This is a genomic window from Candidatus Streptomyces philanthi (genome assembly GCF_059553635.1).
The window spans coordinates 1-14,131 of sequence record NZ_JCANQV010000153.1 but is presented as its reverse complement, the minus strand read 5'-3'; the positions used below and the strand labels follow the sequence as shown (position 1 = coordinate 14,131).

Sequence of the window (14,131 nt, the reverse complement as noted above, 5' to 3'; positions counted from 1 at the left end):
CCCCACGGCCTTCACCCAGCGCTCCCAGCGGGCCGAACACGCCCTGATCCGGGCCGCCCTGGACGGCACGCTCGACGAGCACCGGCTCCCGCCGCCGCTGCGGCTGCTGCGCCGGTTCCCCGCCCTGGGCACCGTCACCGGCTACCTCGGCGGCATCGGCGTACGCCCCGAGCACGCGCCGGACTTCGCGCGCCGGGCGGCGTAGGGCAGACCTCTCAGGCGGGGAGGTCGCGCGGGACGACGGCGTGGCGGACGAACGTCTCCAGTTCGGCGGTGGCGGCGTCCAGGTCGAGTCCGGGGTCCGCGAGCCACTGCGCGATCACCCCGTCGATCGCCCCGCCGATCGCCAGCGCCACCGTACGGGTGTCGCACTCCCGCACCCGGCCGGCCTCCTGCCCCGCGGCGAGGAGGCCGGCCAGCGCCTGCCACCGTCCCCGGGTGTCGTGCGCACCGGGCGTCTTCAACCGGGTGCCGCCCTCGTCGTCCAGCAGCATCTCGGTGATCACCCGGACATGGCTCCGGTGGGCCCGCTGATAGCCGATCATCGCGCGGACGTAGGCGACCAGCGCGTCGAGCGGGTCCTTCTCGCCCGCCACCCGCTCGGTGACGTACGCGGTGAACCGGTCCAGCACATGGTCGAGGGTGGCGCGGGTGAGGTTGTCCTTCGAGGAGAAGTGGTAGAGGACCGCGGCCTTGGACAGCCCGGCCCGCTCGGCGATGGCCGACAGCGAGGCCGACGGGTAGCCCCGCTCGGCGATCAGTTCGGCGGTGCAGTCGATCAGCTGCCGTCGGCGGGCCTGCTCGGTGAAGGTCGGCGCGTCGGGGCCGCGGCGGGGCGTCATCGCGGGCCTCTCCTCCTGTCTCTGGTGCCGCGGCGGTGCGGCCCGCGGGTCCGTCGTACGCCGGGCACTGCGCTCCGGCCGAGGCCGACCGTACACCGGGGGATAGGATCAGCGCGCCATGGAGACGATTGCCCGCTACACCAGTTTCGTCGCGGTCGGCGACAGCTTCACCGAAGGCATGTCCGACGGCCTGCCGGACGGCTCCTACCGGGGCTGGGCCGACCTGCTCGCCGCCCGCCTCGCCGCCCAAACCCCCGGCTTCCGCTACGCCAACCTCGCGGTCCGCGGCAAGCTGATCGACCAGATCCTCGACGACCAGGCCGGGCCCGCCGCCGCGATGGGCGCGGACCTGGTGACGCTGGTCGGCGGGCTCAACGACGTCCTGCGCCCGGGCTGCGACGTGGAACGGGTCTGCGACCGGCTCGGCGCGGCGGCCGATCTCCTCGCCAAGGGCGGGGGCCGGCTCGTCCTGATGCGCAGCCCCGGACGGCAGGGCCCCGTCCTGGAGCGCTACCGCCCGCGCATGGAACGCCTCTTCGCCCATATCGACACCCTGGCCGCCCGGCACGGGGCGCTCGTCGTCGACCTGTACGGCTCGCGGGCGCTCGCCGACCCCCGGATGTGGGCGGAGGACCGGCTCCACCTCAACGCCGAGGGACACCGCCGGGTCGCCGAGGCCGTCTGGCAAGCGCTCGGCCTGGAGCCCGCCGAGGACTGGGACGCCCCCCTGCCGGCCGCCGTCCCCCCGGCCTGGTCCGCACGCCGTGCCGCGGACCTGCGGTTCGCCCGGGAGCACCTGGTCCCCTGGATCGGCCGCCGCCTCACCGGCCGCTCCTCCGGGGACGGCCGGGCCCCGAAACGTCCCGACCTCGTGCCGTACGAGGGCTGAGCACGCCCGAGGCCGCGCGCCTCCGCCTTCACGCACCGGTCGGACGACAGGCTCTAACGATCCCGGCCCAGCAGCCGGCGCAGGCGCCCCGGCCGGCGCGGGGCGTCCGGGCGCCGGACGACGATGCCGCCGCCGACGATCGTGCCGAGGACGGCGACGCGGTGCACGACCGGGGTGCCCGGGGCGAGGTCCTTCGCCTGGCGGTCCACGACCGAGCCGCCGCGCAGCTCCACCTCCTGGGTGTCCACCTCGTAGCCGTCCGGGACGATCAGCCGCAGGCTGCCGCCGCGCATCTCCACCGCCACCTCGGTGACCGGCTCCCGTACGACCGCCGACGTGAAGTCGATCAGGACGCTGCCGCCGCGGACCTCGGCCTCCAGACGGCGCGGCACCTCCCAGGCGCCCTCGTACCGGACGTTCCCGCCGACCCGGCGCACCCGCGCGACCTCCTTGGCCCGCCCCGGCGCGGCCACGGCCGTCGCCTGCCCGGGCAGATCGGCCACCAGCGGGGCCAGGTCGCCGTACGTCCGCGCCGCGAAGCAGCTCTCCAGCCGCTCCTCCAGCTCCTCCAGGCTCAGCCGCCCGTCCCCCGCGGCCACCCTCAGCACCTCGGCGACCCGCTCCCGGTCGTCATGCGAAACCCGCTGCCCCAGCTGTCCCTGGGCCACCCACCGCACCGGCTCCTCAGTCATGCCCGGCACCTTATACGTCCGGCACACGGCCGAAACGGGCGGCGGACGGCGCTCGGTCCCCGCGCGCAACCCGGCGGCAGGCCCTGGATGTTCGAGGACGGCGGCAGCGGGTCTGCTCGACCTCGGCGTCCCGGAACCGTCAAGGGTCCCCCGGCCCCGTCCGGGCCGAACGGCGTGCGCGAGCGGTCCCGACCAGCGGTTTCGCCGGGCCGGAGCACTCCCGGATGAGGGACCGGGGCGGAGCGCCACTAGACTCTGGCCACGTGACTGCTGTGTCTGCGAAGCCTCGCATCCCCAACGTTCTGGCCGGCCGCTACGCCTCCACGGAGCTGGCCGTGCTGTGGTCCCCCGAGTACAAGGTCAAGCTGGAGCGGAAGCTGTGGCTGGCCGTTCTGCGCGCCCAGAAGGACCTGGGGGTGGCGGTACCGGAGGAGGCCGTCGCGGACTACGAGCGGGTCCTGGAGAACGTCGACCTGGCGTCGATCGCCGAGCGCGAGAAGGTCACCCGGCACGACGTCAAGGCCCGGATCGAGGAGTTCAACGCGCTCGCCGGCCATGAGCAGGTCCACAAGGGCATGACCTCCCGCGACCTGACGGAGAACGTCGAGCAGCTCCAGGTGCGGCTGTCGCTGGAACTGGTCCGCGACCGCGCCGTCGCCGTGCTGGCCCGGCTGGCGTCGCTGGCCTCCCAGTACTCCGGCCTGGTCGTGGCGGGCCGTTCGCACAATGTCGCGGCGCAGGCCACGACGCTCGGCAAGCGCTTCGCGACCGCCGCCGACGAACTGCTGGTGGCGTACGGGCGTCTGGAGGAGCTGCTGGCCCGTTACCCGCTGCGCGGCATCAAGGGCCCGGTCGGCACCGCCCAGGACATGCTCGACCTGCTGGGCGGCGGCCCCGAGGGCGCCGCGAAGCTCGCCGAGCTGGAGCAGCGGATCGCCGCGCACCTCGGCTTCGGCCGGGCGTTCACCTCCGTCGGCCAGGTCTACCCGCGCTCCCTGGACTACGACGTGGTGACCGCGCTGGTGCAGCTGGCCGCCGCGCCGTCCTCGCTCGCCAAGACGGTCCGGCTGATGGCCGGGCACGAGCTGGTCACCGAGGGCTTCAAACCCGGCCAGGTCGGCTCGTCGGCGATGCCGCACAAGATGAACACCCGCTCCTGCGAGCGCGTCAACGGGCTGATGGTCGTGCTGCGCGGCTACGCCTCGATGGCGGGCGAGCTGTCCGGCGACCAGTGGAACGAGGGCGATGTGTCCTGCTCCGTGGTCCGCCGGGTCGCGCTGCCGGACGCGTTCTTCGCGCTGGACGGCCTGCTGGAGACGTTCCTGACCGTGCTCGACGAGTTCGGCGCCTTCCCCGCCGTCGTCGCCCGCGAGCTGGACCGCTACCTCCCCTTCCTCGCCACCACCAAGGTGCTGATGGGCGCCGTGCGGGCGGGCGTCGGCCGGGAGGAGGCCCACGAGGCGATCAAGGAGAACGCGGTCGCCGCCGCGCTGGCCATGCGCGAGCAGGGCGCCGAGCGCAACGGGCTGCTGGACGCGCTGGCCGCCGACCCGCGCATCCCGCTGGACAAGGAGCAGCTCGACGCGCTGATGGCCGACAAGCTGTCGTTCACCGGTGCCGCGGCCGAGCAGGTCGCCTCCGTCGTCGCCCGGATCGGGGAGATCGCCCGGCAGCACCCCGAGGCCGCGGCGTACACCCCCGGCGCCATTCTCTGACCCGGGCATGGGCTACACCCGCGAGGAACTCCAGGCCGCCCGCGACCGTGTCGTCCCCGACGTGGTCGCGGCGGACCTGCGGGTCCTTTTCTGCGGCATCAATCCGGGACTGGTGTCGGCGGTCACCGGCCACCACTTCGCCCGCCCCGGCAACCGCTTCTGGCCGGTCCTGCACGCCGCCGGGTTCACACCGCGTGTGCTGCGGCCCGACGAGGAGCGGGAGCTGCTGCGCTACGGCGCCGGCATCACCAATGTGGTGGCGCGGGCGACGGCGAAGGCCGGTGAGCTGACGGCGGAGGAGTACCGCGAGGGCGGCCGGGCGCTGGCCGCGAAGGTCGCCCGGCTGCGCCCGCGTTGGCTCGCCGTCGCGGGCGTCACCGCGTACCGCACCGCCTTCGGCGACAAGCACGCCGCCATCGGACCGCAGCCCGGCACCCTCGGCGGCGCCCGGGTCTGGGTGCTGCCCAACCCCAGCGGGCTCAACGCCCGCTGGACACCGGCGGCCATGGCCGAGGAGTACGGACGGCTGCGGGCGGTGGCGTTCGAGGACGCGGAGCCGGCGGGCGGGTAGGGGCCGCCGGGCCGGCCCGCTCGGTCTCCCCCACCGCCGCCAGTACCTGGTACGGCAGCTCCGGTCCGCCGCGTGCCGCGCCCAGGCCCACCCAGCGGTCCCCGGCGCGCCAGACGCGCAGCCGGGGCACCGTGCCGCACAGGCGGTCCAGCGGCACACGGACCGGCAGGCCCCGGGCGTGGCGGTCCAGGACGTCCGTGAGGTCCAGGTCCTCGGGGGCGCCCCACCGTAAGGCCAGGGCGTGTATCAGCGTCTCCAGCTCGGCGGCGCACTCCTCGCGGGCCTCCCGGGCGTCCGCCGCGTCCGCGTCCCACAGCGGCGCCGCCGCCCACAGCCGCGCCAGATGGAACCCGGGGCCGCTCTCCCCCGCCGGGAACCACTCCGCGCGCCCGGGGAAGGGCGCGCCGCGCAGGGCGTCGACCAGGGTGAGCCGTTGTGCGGTGGTGGCGGGGGCGTCCCGGGCCTCGTCGCTCGTCATGCCGTCAGTAAACCGCCGGGGTCTGACAACTGGCCGGGGCGTCAGCACCCTCCCCGCCGTCACCGGGCCATGCCGGTCCGCGGACGGCGCCCGGCGGCCCACCGGACTCGCCGCGCATCTGCCGAGCGGTTACGATCCGGCTCACACGCGAGGCGAGGAGACGGACGTTGGGGCGGCTCACCGGCGGGGACCCCTCCCTGCTGCGACGGATCAACTCCGCGGTGGTACTGCACGCGCTGCGTGCCGCGGACTCCTCCACCCTCACCGACCTCGTCCAGGTGACGGGGCTGTCCCGGCCGACGGTCGAGGGCGTCGTCGAGGGGCTGATGACGGCCGGTCTGGTGGCCGAGGCGGCCGCCGGGGAGGGCGGGACGCGACGGCAGGGCCGGCCGGCCCGCCGGTTCCGGTTCCGTACCGAGGCGGGTCATCTGCTGGGCATCGAGATCGGGCCGCACCGTGTCGCGGCCCTGCTGTCCGACCTCAGCGGCCGGGTGCTGGACTCGGTGCGGCGCCCGGTGGACGAGTCCGCGGCGGCCGACGAACGCCTGGAGCGGGTGCGGTCGCTCGTCGCCGAGCTGCTGCGCCGGTCCGGGGTGGCGCGCGGTTCGCTGCGGGCCGTGGGGGTGGGCAGCCCCGGCATCGTGGAGACGGACGGCACGGTGCGGCTGGGCACCGCCCTCCCTGGCTGGACCGGCCTCCCGCTGGGTGCCCGGCTGCGGCGCTCGTTCCGCTGCCCGGTGCTGGTGGAGAACGACGCCAACGCCGCCGCGGTCGCCGAGCACTGGACCGGCGCGGCGGCGGGCTCCGACGATGTGGTGTTCGTGCTGGCGGGCCTGAGCCCCGGGGCCGGGGCGCTGATCGGCGGACGGCTGCACCGGGGGTTCGGCGGGGCGGCCGGGGAGATCGGGGCGCTGCACCTGCTGGGGCGTGAGGCGACGCCGGAGAAGCTGCTGTCCACGACCGGGGAGCCGCTGCACCCGTTGGACGAGGCGCAGGTGGCGGAGGTGTTCGCGCTGGCACGGGCGGGCGACGCGCGGGCCCGTGACGCGATGGACCGGTTCCTGCGGCGGCTGGTGCACGATGTGGCGGCCCTGGTGCTGGCGCTCGATCCGGAACTGGTGGTGATCGGCGGCTGGGCGGCCGGGCTGGACGGCGTCCTCGACCCGCTCCGCGGCGAGCTGGAGCGCTACTGCCTGCGCCCGCCGCGGGTCGCCCTCTCCTCGCTGGGCGACGCGGCGGTGGCGACCGGCGCGCTGCGGCTGGCGCTGGACCATCTGGAGGGCGAACTCTTCGCCGTGGACGGCACGGTGACCGGACGGTAGTACCGCGACGACGGGGCCCGTCCCCTGTGGTGGGACGGGCCCCGTCGTCGCGGTGGTGCGGCGTCAGCCGGCCAGCAGCGGTACCGCTTCGGTCTCCCCGAAGGTGAGCCGGCAGGTGTCGGCCCGGTACGTGGAGACCGCGACGGCGGCGGTGCGGCCCTCGGCGAGGTAGCGGGTGGTGACGAGCAGGACGGGCGCGCCGGGCAGCCGGTCGAGTTGCTTGGCGTCCTCGGCGCGGGCGGAGCCCAGTTCGACGGTGCGGTCCTGGCCGTCCAGCTCCCGCTGCCGCAGGGCGTCGAGCACCGCGCGGGCGCGGTCGGTGGCGGCGGTGCGCGGGTCCGGGGAGCAGTCGGGGAGCACGGCGGCGGGGACGTAGAGGAGTTCGGCGGCGACCGGCTGGCCGTGGCTGACACGACTGCGGCGTACGACGTGGACGCGCTCGCCGGGGGCGGTTCCCAGCAGGCGTGCGACGGCGGTGGGGACGGTGTCGGTCTCGACGGCGCCGGCGGTCTCCCAGTCGTCGTCGGCGCCGGGCCAGGTGCGGCGGACGGGCTCGACGGGGACGCCGACGCGCGGGGGCGCGACCGTGGTGCCCACACCGCGGCGCCGTTGCAGCCTGCCCTCCAGCTCCAGTTGTTCCAGGGCCTGCCGCAGGGTGGCGCGGGCGACGCCGAACCGGGCCGCCAGGTCACGCTCGTTGGGCAGGATCTCGCCCACCGCGAACTCCGAGTCGAGCGCCTCGCTGAGCACCGTCTTGAGGTGCCAGTACTTCGGTTCCGGCACCGTTTCGAGCTGCATGGTCCCCACCCTGTCCTCCGCCTGCCGCCGGCCCCGCCGGACGGGCCCGCGCGGGCCCGGTTATGAGCGCTTCTTTATTAAAGGTTGTTGCAGTATGCCGACGATAGGTCCGCCCCCACCCTTGGTCAAGACCAATCCCCCGACGCGTTGCGGACCGCCTCCGTCCGCTCCCGGGCGGGCCGTCCGCGACGCGTCGGCCCGCGTACGGGAGGCGCGTACCGCACGGTCCCCCGTCGGGCGTGACGACACCACACCCGACGAGGGAGTGCGCTCGGGAGACCGCGCGCCGAGAGAGGAAAACCACGCGACGCTTTTCCCGTGCCGTTACGAAAGATCGTCGGAAATCGCGGTTCACCGCACCCCGGGGAGCACCTGAAGAACGCGGGACACCGCCCCCGGTGTCCCGCGTTCCCGCGTCAGTGGACGACGACCATCACCGGGGAGGAATGCGTCCTGCCATGGGAGACCCGCAGTTTCTCCGTGCCCCTCTTGGAGAGTTTGACCTCGACGCGGTAGCTGCTGCCGTGCTTCACCTTCGTGGTCGTGTGGAGCTTGGTCCAGCGGCCCTTGTTCATGTGCTCCACGGTCAGCTTGCTGCCTATCGCGATGCCCTTGGTCCTGCCGGTGAGGGTGACCTTGTGGCCCTTCTTGACGGTCTTCGGGGTGGCTCTGAGGGTGATGGACGCGTGCGGAGCCGGCGCGGCGACCGCGACCGGGGTGTCCGGGACGCCGGCCGGTGCTGCGGTGGCGGCGCCGGTGCCGGCCGCCAGCAGGGCGGCGCACGCGGCGCCGACGGCGGCGGTCCGGAGACGGTACGTCGTGGGGGTGGCTTTCACTGCGTTCACCTTGCCTTTCCGATGACGCGTGCACCGGGTCCGAGTGCTGCGAACCCGGAGTCCAGTAAAAGCCCTTGCTCCCGGTGCCGCATGTCGGCCCCGGAGATACGGAATTCCACGGGACAGGCGCGGCAACAATCCGGAACCCGTCGCCGGGAATTCTGGAGAAAACGGTCGGCGACGACCCGATGAAACCCTTTTCCGCAATCCGTGGAATACGCGCGTTCACCGCGTGTCACCACCGGCGCCGGCCCGACCGCGCGGCGGTTCCCGCCCGCTCCGGTGACGCGCCGCCACACTCCGCGCCGCATCCCGGAGTTGCCCCGTAGCGGGACCGTCAACGTCGTACCCGCTTCCTGGCGGCCGTCCGGCGGTCCTGCGACGATGGGCGGGCCGGTGACGCGTGGGGGGCGTGGGCCGGGTGTTCACCGGGTGTTCGGCTGCCGGGCATCGGGGCGCTGTACGAACGGGACGAGGGGGCGGGCCGTACGGGCCCGGAGCCCCTGTTCGACGGCACTACGGAGGTTTTTCCATGACACAGGGACCCGGTGGCCCCTTCGGACGGCGGTCGCTGCTTCAGGGCGCGGCGGCCGGTTCCGCGGCCCTGGCGCTGCCCCTGACGGCGGGGGCGGCGCCCGCGCAGGCCCGCGGCGGGCGGCCGAGCGCCAGGTGGGGCGTACAGGTCGGCGATGTGACGACGTCGTCGGGGCTGGTGTGGGTGCGGTCCGACCGTCCGGCCCGGATGATCGTGGAGACGGCGGCCACGGAGTCGTTCCGCAACGCCCGGACGTGGACCGGGCCGGTCGTGGGGGCCGGCACGGACTTCACCGGCGTCACGGCGCTGCACGGGCTGCCGCCGGGCGAGCAGATCCACTACCGGGTGCTGCTGGCCGACCCGTACGACCCCCGGCGCACCGGCGCGCCGGTCACCGGTACGTTCCGCACCGCCCCCGTACGCCGCCGCTCCGGTGTCCGCTTCCTGTGGTCGGGCGATCTGGCGGGCCAGGGCTGGGGCATCAACCCGGACCGCGGCGGCTACCGGATCTACGAGGACATGCGGCGGCTGGACCCGGACTTCTTCCTGTGCAGCGGCGACAACATCTACGCCGACAACCCGATACCCGAACGGGTGACACTGCCGGACGGGCGGGTGTGGCGGAACGTGACGACGGAGGAGAAGGCGAAGGTCGCCGAGACGCTGACGGAGTTCCGGGGCGCCTTCCGCTACAACCTGCTCGACGAGAACCTGCGCCGGTTCAACGCCCAGGTGCCGACGATCGTCCAGTGGGACGACCACGAGGTGCACAACAACTGGTACCCGGGGCAGCTGCTGGACGACGACCGTTACCGGGTCAAGGACGTGGACGTCCTGGCGGCGCGGTCGCTGCGCGCGTTCCGCGAGTACTTCCCGATCCGGTCGCCGCGGCCGGGGCGGGAGGGCCGGGTGCACCGGGTGGTGCGGCACGGTCCGCTGCTGGACGTGTTCGTACTGGACATGCGCCGGTACCGCAACGCGAACTCGCCGAACCGGCAGACCGACGACCGGCGGGGCATCCTGGGCGCCGAGCAGCTGCGCTGGCTCAAGCGGGAGCTGTCGCGGTCGCGTGCGGTGTGGAAGGTGATCGCGTCGGACATGCCGCTCGGGCTGGTCGTCACGGACGGGGAGAAGGACTTCGAGGCGGTGGCGCAGGGCGACCCGGGTGCTCCGCTCGGGCGGGAGCTCCAGATCGCGGAGCTGCTGCGGCACATCAAGCACGCGCGGATCACCGGTACGGTGTGGCTCACGGCCGATGTGCACTACACGTCCGCGCAGCACTACGCTCCGGAGCGGGCGGCGTTCGGTGACTTCGCGCCGTTCTGGGAGTTCGTCTCCGGTCCGCTGAGTGCCGGGGGCTTTCCCGCGGTGAAGCTGGACGGAACCTTCGGACCCGAACAGACGTTCGTCAAAGCGCCGGATCGCGCCAATGTGTCACCGGCCGAGTGCCCGCAGTACTTCGGCGAGGTCGACATCGACGGCGGGAGCGGTGAGATGACGGTACGGCTGCGACAGGAGGGTGGCGAGGTGCTGTACAGCAAGGTGCTGCAACCGGGACGGGTGGGACAGTAGGGGACCAATGAGGCGATTACGTCTTTTACTCATCGGACACAAGACGTTGGCGGCCGGGCAACAACGGTCGGTGAGGCTGGCGCCATGACCGCGCACACCACCTCCCGCCCGCACACCCCGTCCCGGCCCGCCCGCCGCCACCACTGGCGGCGGGACCTCGCCGAACTGGCCGCCCTCTTCACGGCCGTGGCCGTGGCCGACGGCGTCTCCAACCTCGTCGCCCACGGCCCCTCCGGCCCCGCCCTGCTGGGCACCGCCGCCGTCGCCCTGCTCGCCACGGTCGGCTTCCACCTGTGGTGGGCCCACCGCCACGACCACGCCCCGCCCCCGTCCGGCGGCGGCACCCCGGCGCCGTCCCCCGCCGCGGCCCCCGGGGCCGGGGCACCGAAGACGGCGCTGTGGCGGATGCGGACCACCGTCCGGGACGCCCCCGGCAGCCTGGCCGCCCTGTGCACGGCGCTCGCCGCACACCGGGTCGACATCCTCAGCCTCCAGACCCACCCGCTGTCCGACGGTACGGTCGACGAGTTCCTGCTGCGCGCCCCGGCCACGCTGGCCCCCGCCGACCTGATCCGGGCGGCGGCCGACGCGGACGGCACGCACACCTGGGTGGAACGGGCCGACGCCCACGACCTCGTGGACGCGCCGACCCGGATGCTGGGGCTGGCCGTACGCACGGCCCTGGACTCCGCCGAACTCCCCCTCGCGCTCCGGCAGCTGCTGGGGCGCTGCACGATTCATTCGGTGCCGGCGGTGACCCCAGGGGGCCGACCGGCCGAGCAGGCGCCCGCCGAGGGTGTCCTGGAGGACCACACCATGACGTTCCGCGACCCCTCCGGGGGTTCCCTGACCATCAACCGGCCGCAGGTGCCGTTCACCCCCACGGAGTTCGCGCGGGTGCGGGCCCTGGTCGAGCTGGACACCCGGCTCGGCCACCGCGTCCCGCCCCGGCGCGAGGCGCTGACGCTCCCGGAGGGCAACGCCCTCACCGTCCGCCGCGCCGGCCCGTCCGACCTGGAGGCCGCCCGCGCGATGCACCACCGCTGCTCCCGGGAGTCCCTCGCCCTGCGCTACCACGGCCCGGCCGGCGACGCCGACCGCTACCTCGGGCATCTGCTCGGCCCCCGCTTCGGCCGCACCCTCGCCGTGGAGACCGCGTCCGGCCGGCTGGTGGCGCTCGGTCATCTGCTGTGGGACGGCGATGATTCCGAGGTGGCACTGCTGGTCGAGGACGCCTGGCAGCGGCGCGGGATCGGCGGGGAGCTGCTGCGGCGGCTGGTGACGATGGCCGCGGACGCCGGGTGCGAGGGCGTCTACGCGGTCACCCAGGCGTCCAACACCGGGATGGTGGCGGCGATGCGCGGCCTGGGCCTCCCGCTCGACCACCAGATCGAGGACGGCACCCTCGTGATCAGCACGCGCCCGGAACGGCTGCCCCTACCCCGGGAAGCGGCGCCGGTCCGTGAGGAGGGCCCCGCCCTGCGCTGACGCCCGGGGCGGCGGAGGAATCCGACCGGATCCGCGCGGCACGGTATTGGTGAGGCGCCCCGATCCGTATGAGGATGGCGGGCATGTCCCAGACCCACGCTTCCGGCGGCGGCCCGCTGCCCCGCCAGGTCGCCGACTCCTACGTCGACGACCTCATCGCACTGGACCCCGTCACCGGCACCTACCTCGGCGACGCCGCCAGTTCGTCCCGGCTGCCCGACCTCTCCCCCACCGGCCAGGAGGCGCTGGCCCAGCTCGCCCGTACGACCCTGGACCGGCTCACCGAGGCCGAGGCGCTGCCGGGCGCCGACGACCCCGCCGAACGCCGCTGCGCCCGGCTGCTGCGCGAGCGCCTGACCGCCGAACTCGCCGTGCACGAGGCGGGCGAGGGCCTGCGGGCCGTCAGCAACCTCGGCTCGCCGCTGCACCACGTCCGCGAGATCTTCACCGTCACGCCCGCGGACACCGCCGAGGACTGGGCGGCGATCGCCCGGCGGCTGCGGGCGGTCCCGGACGCCCTGGAGGGCTACCGCGCCGCCCTCGACGCCGGACTCAAGCGGGACCTGCCCGCCGGGCCCCGGCAGGTGGCCACCGTCATCGGCCAGTTGGACGAGTGGATCGGTACGGACGGCGGCTGGTTCGCCGAGTTCGCCGCGGCCGGGCCCGAGGAGACGCGCGCCGAGCTGGACGAGGCCGCGGCGGTGGCGACGGGCGCCCTGGTGGAGCTGCGGGGCTGGCTGAGCGCGCACTACGCGCCGGCCGTCGCGGGCGCGCCGGACGTGGTGGGCCGGGAACGCTACGCCCGTCTCGCGCGCTACTACAACGGCACCGACCTCGATCTCGACGAGGCGTACCGCTACGGGTGGTCGGAGTTCCACCGGCTGCTGGCCGAGATGAAGGCCGAGGCGGCGAAGATCCTCCCGGAGGCGGGGACCCCGTGGGAGGCGCTGTCCTGGCTGGACGAGCACGGCGAGCGGTCCGAGGGCGCCGAGGAGACCCGGCAGTGGCTCCAGTCCCTGATGGACGAGGCGATCGAGGCCCTGGACGGCACCCACTTCGACCTCGCCGAGCGGGTGCGCCGGGTCGAGTCGCGGCTCGCTCCCCCCGGCAGCGCCGCCGCGCCCTACTACACCCCGCCGTCGCTGGACTTCTCCCGGCCGGGCCGTACCTGGCTGCCGGTGATCGGCGAGCCCCGCTTCCCCGCGTACGACCTGGTGAGCACCTGGTACCACGAGGGCGTGCCGGGGCACCATCTGCAACTGGCGCAGTGGGCGCATGTCGCCGGGGAGCTGTCGCGCTATCAGACGTCGGTGGGCATGGTCAGCGCCAATGCCGAGGGCTGGGCGCTGTACGCGGAGCGGCTGATGGACGAGCTGGGCTTCCTGACCACGCCGGAGCGGCGGCTGGGTTACCTCGACGCGCAGATGATGCGGGCGGTGCGGGTCATCGTCGACATCGGCATGCACCTGGAGCTGGAGATCCCGGCGGACTCGCCGTTCCACCCGGGCGAGCGGTGGACGCCGGAGCTGGCGCAGGCGTTCCTCGCCGCGCATTCCAGCCGCCCGGCCGACTACGTGGAGAGCGAGATCGTCCGGTACCAGGGCATCCCGGGCCAGGCGATCGGCTACAAGCTGGGCGAACGGGTCTGGCTGCGGGGCCGGGAGGCGGCCCGCGCCCGGCACGGCGCGGACTTCGACCTCAAGGCGTGGCACATGGCGGCGCTGTCGCAGGGCTCGCTGGGCCTCGACGACCTGCTGAGCGAGCTGTCGGCGCTGTGAGGGAGGGCGTCCCCGCCCGGTGACGGAGCGGGGGCGCCCCGCGTGCCCCGCGGGTTCAGTGCGGCATCCGGTGCCGCACCCGGGAGCCCGACCGGTCCTTGACGACCTCCAGTTGGGCGGGGATGCGCCCCTTGAGGTCGGCGACATGGCTGACGATGCCGACACTGCGGTCGCGTTCCCGCAGTCCGTCGAGGACGTCGAGGACCTCGTCGAGGGTCTGCTCGTCGAGGCTGCCGAAGCCCTCGTCGATGAAGAGAGTGTCGAGCCGGGTGCCGCCCGCCTCGTCGGTGACGACGTCGGCGAGGCCCAGGGCCAGGGCGAGGGAGGCGAAGAACGTCTCGCCGCCGGAGAGGCTGGCGGTGTCCCGTTCGTGCCCGGTCCAGGCGTCGACGACGTGCAGGCCCAGGCCGGAGCGGCGGGTCCCGGCGGAGCGGGCGTCCGAGTGGACGAGGGTGTAGCGCCCGGCGGACATGGAGTGCAGCCGGGCGGTGGCGGCCGCGGCGACCTGTTCGAGGCGGGCGGCGAGGACGTATGACTCCAGGCGCATCCGGCGTTCGTTCTCGGCCGAGGTGCCGGCGGCGAGTCCGGCCAGCCGGGCGGCGAGGTCGTGCTCGG

General features: G+C 74.4%; 13 protein-coding genes and 1 pseudogene. 8 read left to right on the top strand and 6 right to left on the bottom strand.

Going from position 1 to position 14,131, the window contains the following annotated elements; all coding sequences use genetic code 11:
• A pseudogene (locus AC51EU_RS18550) lies at positions 1-205 on the top strand (FAD-dependent oxidoreductase); the annotation flags it as partial.
• A 10-nt stretch (positions 206-215) separates the two neighbouring features.
• On the opposite strand, the gene AC51EU_RS18545 reads toward AC51EU_RS18550, so the two are convergent.
• Positions 216-842 carry a TetR/AcrR family transcriptional regulator gene (locus tag AC51EU_RS18545; protein ID WP_496268102.1) on the bottom strand — a complete coding sequence of 209 codons (627 nt, stop codon included), beginning with the start codon at positions 840-842 and terminating at the stop codon, positions 216-218.
• Between the two features lie 118 nt (positions 843-960).
• On the opposite strand from AC51EU_RS18545, the gene AC51EU_RS18540 reads away from it, so the two are divergent.
• A complete protein-coding gene (locus AC51EU_RS18540) occupies positions 961-1,731 on the top strand; it encodes an SGNH/GDSL hydrolase family protein (RefSeq protein ID WP_496268101.1) in 771 nt (256 codons plus the stop codon).
• A gap of 53 nt (positions 1,732-1,784) precedes the next feature.
• On the opposite strand, the gene AC51EU_RS18535 is transcribed toward AC51EU_RS18540, so the two are convergent.
• Positions 1,785-2,423 (bottom strand): DUF1707 SHOCT-like domain-containing protein, encoded by a 639-nt coding sequence (locus tag AC51EU_RS18535; RefSeq protein ID WP_496268100.1) that lies wholly within the window; start codon positions 2,421-2,423, stop codon positions 1,785-1,787.
• 272 nt (positions 2,424-2,695) lie between these two features.
• Here AC51EU_RS18535 and purB point away from each other — a divergent pair, with 272 nt between their 5' ends.
• Positions 2,696-4,138: an adenylosuccinate lyase gene (gene purB, locus AC51EU_RS18530; RefSeq protein WP_496268103.1), complete on the top strand. Its 1,443-nt coding sequence runs from the start codon at positions 2,696-2,698 to the stop codon at positions 4,136-4,138.
• A 7-nt stretch (positions 4,139-4,145) separates the two neighbouring features.
• The gene (gene mug / locus AC51EU_RS18525) at positions 4,146-4,709 is read left to right on the top strand and encodes a G/U mismatch-specific DNA glycosylase (protein WP_496268099.1); all 564 of its coding nucleotides are present in this window, start codon (positions 4,146-4,148) and stop codon (positions 4,707-4,709) included.
• Here the strand turns inward: mug and AC51EU_RS18520 are convergent.
• Positions 4,618-5,187 (bottom strand): hypothetical protein, encoded by a 570-nt coding sequence (locus tag AC51EU_RS18520; protein ID WP_496268098.1) that lies wholly within the window; start codon positions 5,185-5,187, stop codon positions 4,618-4,620. The two genes, mug and AC51EU_RS18520, sit on opposite strands and share 92 nt — an antisense overlap.
• Positions 5,188-5,354: 167 nt before the next feature.
• Here AC51EU_RS18520 and AC51EU_RS18515 point away from each other — a divergent pair, with 167 nt between their 5' ends.
• Positions 5,355-6,509: an ROK family protein gene (locus tag AC51EU_RS18515; RefSeq protein WP_496268097.1), complete on the top strand. Its 1,155-nt coding sequence runs from the start codon at positions 5,355-5,357 to the stop codon at positions 6,507-6,509.
• Between the two features lie 63 nt (positions 6,510-6,572).
• Here the strand turns inward: AC51EU_RS18515 and AC51EU_RS18510 are convergent, their stop codons facing one another.
• On the bottom strand, positions 6,573-7,316 hold the full coding sequence (locus AC51EU_RS18510) for a GntR family transcriptional regulator (protein ID WP_496268096.1): 744 nt from the start codon (positions 7,314-7,316) through the stop codon (positions 6,573-6,575).
• Positions 7,317-7,723: 407 nt separating this feature from the next.
• Positions 7,724-8,143 carry a hypothetical protein gene (locus AC51EU_RS18505; protein ID WP_496268095.1) on the bottom strand — a complete coding sequence of 140 codons (420 nt, stop codon included), beginning with the start codon at positions 8,141-8,143 and terminating at the stop codon, positions 7,724-7,726.
• A 532-nt stretch (positions 8,144-8,675) separates the two neighbouring features.
• Here AC51EU_RS18505 and AC51EU_RS18500 point away from each other — a divergent pair.
• From AC51EU_RS18500 to AC51EU_RS18490, 3 genes are all read left to right on the top strand, one after another.
• Positions 8,676-10,250, top strand: a complete 1,575-nt coding sequence (locus AC51EU_RS18500; protein ID WP_496268094.1) for an alkaline phosphatase D family protein — start codon at positions 8,676-8,678, stop codon at positions 10,248-10,250.
• An 84-nt stretch (positions 10,251-10,334) separates the two neighbouring features.
• Complete coding sequence (locus tag AC51EU_RS18495) at positions 10,335-11,738, top strand: GNAT family N-acetyltransferase (protein ID WP_496268093.1); 1,404 nt, start codon at positions 10,335-10,337, stop codon at positions 11,736-11,738.
• A gap of 83 nt (positions 11,739-11,821) precedes the next feature.
• On the top strand, positions 11,822-13,516 hold the full coding sequence (locus tag AC51EU_RS18490; protein ID WP_496268092.1) for a DUF885 domain-containing protein: 1,695 nt from the start codon (positions 11,822-11,824) through the stop codon (positions 13,514-13,516).
• 55 nt (positions 13,517-13,571) lie between these two features.
• On the opposite strand, the gene AC51EU_RS18485 is transcribed toward AC51EU_RS18490, so the two are convergent.
• The coding region (locus AC51EU_RS18485; RefSeq protein WP_496268091.1) for an SbcC/MukB-like Walker B domain-containing protein at positions 13,572-14,131 on the bottom strand (560 nt) is incomplete at its 5' end.

Coding starts and splice junctions, on each gene's coding strand:
- AC51EU_RS18545 (WP_496268102.1), bottom strand. CDS start 842: ATGACGCCCCGCCGCGGCCCCGACGCGCCGACCTTCACCGAGCAGGCC.
- AC51EU_RS18540 (WP_496268101.1), top strand. CDS start 961: ATGGAGACGATTGCCCGCTACACCAGTTTCGTCGCGGTCGGCGACAGC.
- AC51EU_RS18535 (WP_496268100.1), bottom strand. CDS start 2,423: ATGACTGAGGAGCCGGTGCGGTGGGTGGCCCAGGGACAGCTGGGGCAG.
- mug (WP_496268099.1), top strand. CDS start 4,146: ATGGGCTACACCCGCGAGGAACTCCAGGCCGCCCGCGACCGTGTCGTC.
- AC51EU_RS18520 (WP_496268098.1), bottom strand. CDS start 5,187: ATGACGAGCGACGAGGCCCGGGACGCCCCCGCCACCACCGCACAACGG.
- AC51EU_RS18500 (WP_496268094.1), top strand. CDS start 8,676: ATGACACAGGGACCCGGTGGCCCCTTCGGACGGCGGTCGCTGCTTCAG.
- AC51EU_RS18495 (WP_496268093.1), top strand. CDS start 10,335: ATGACCGCGCACACCACCTCCCGCCCGCACACCCCGTCCCGGCCCGCC.
- AC51EU_RS18490 (WP_496268092.1), top strand. CDS start 11,822: ATGTCCCAGACCCACGCTTCCGGCGGCGGCCCGCTGCCCCGCCAGGTC.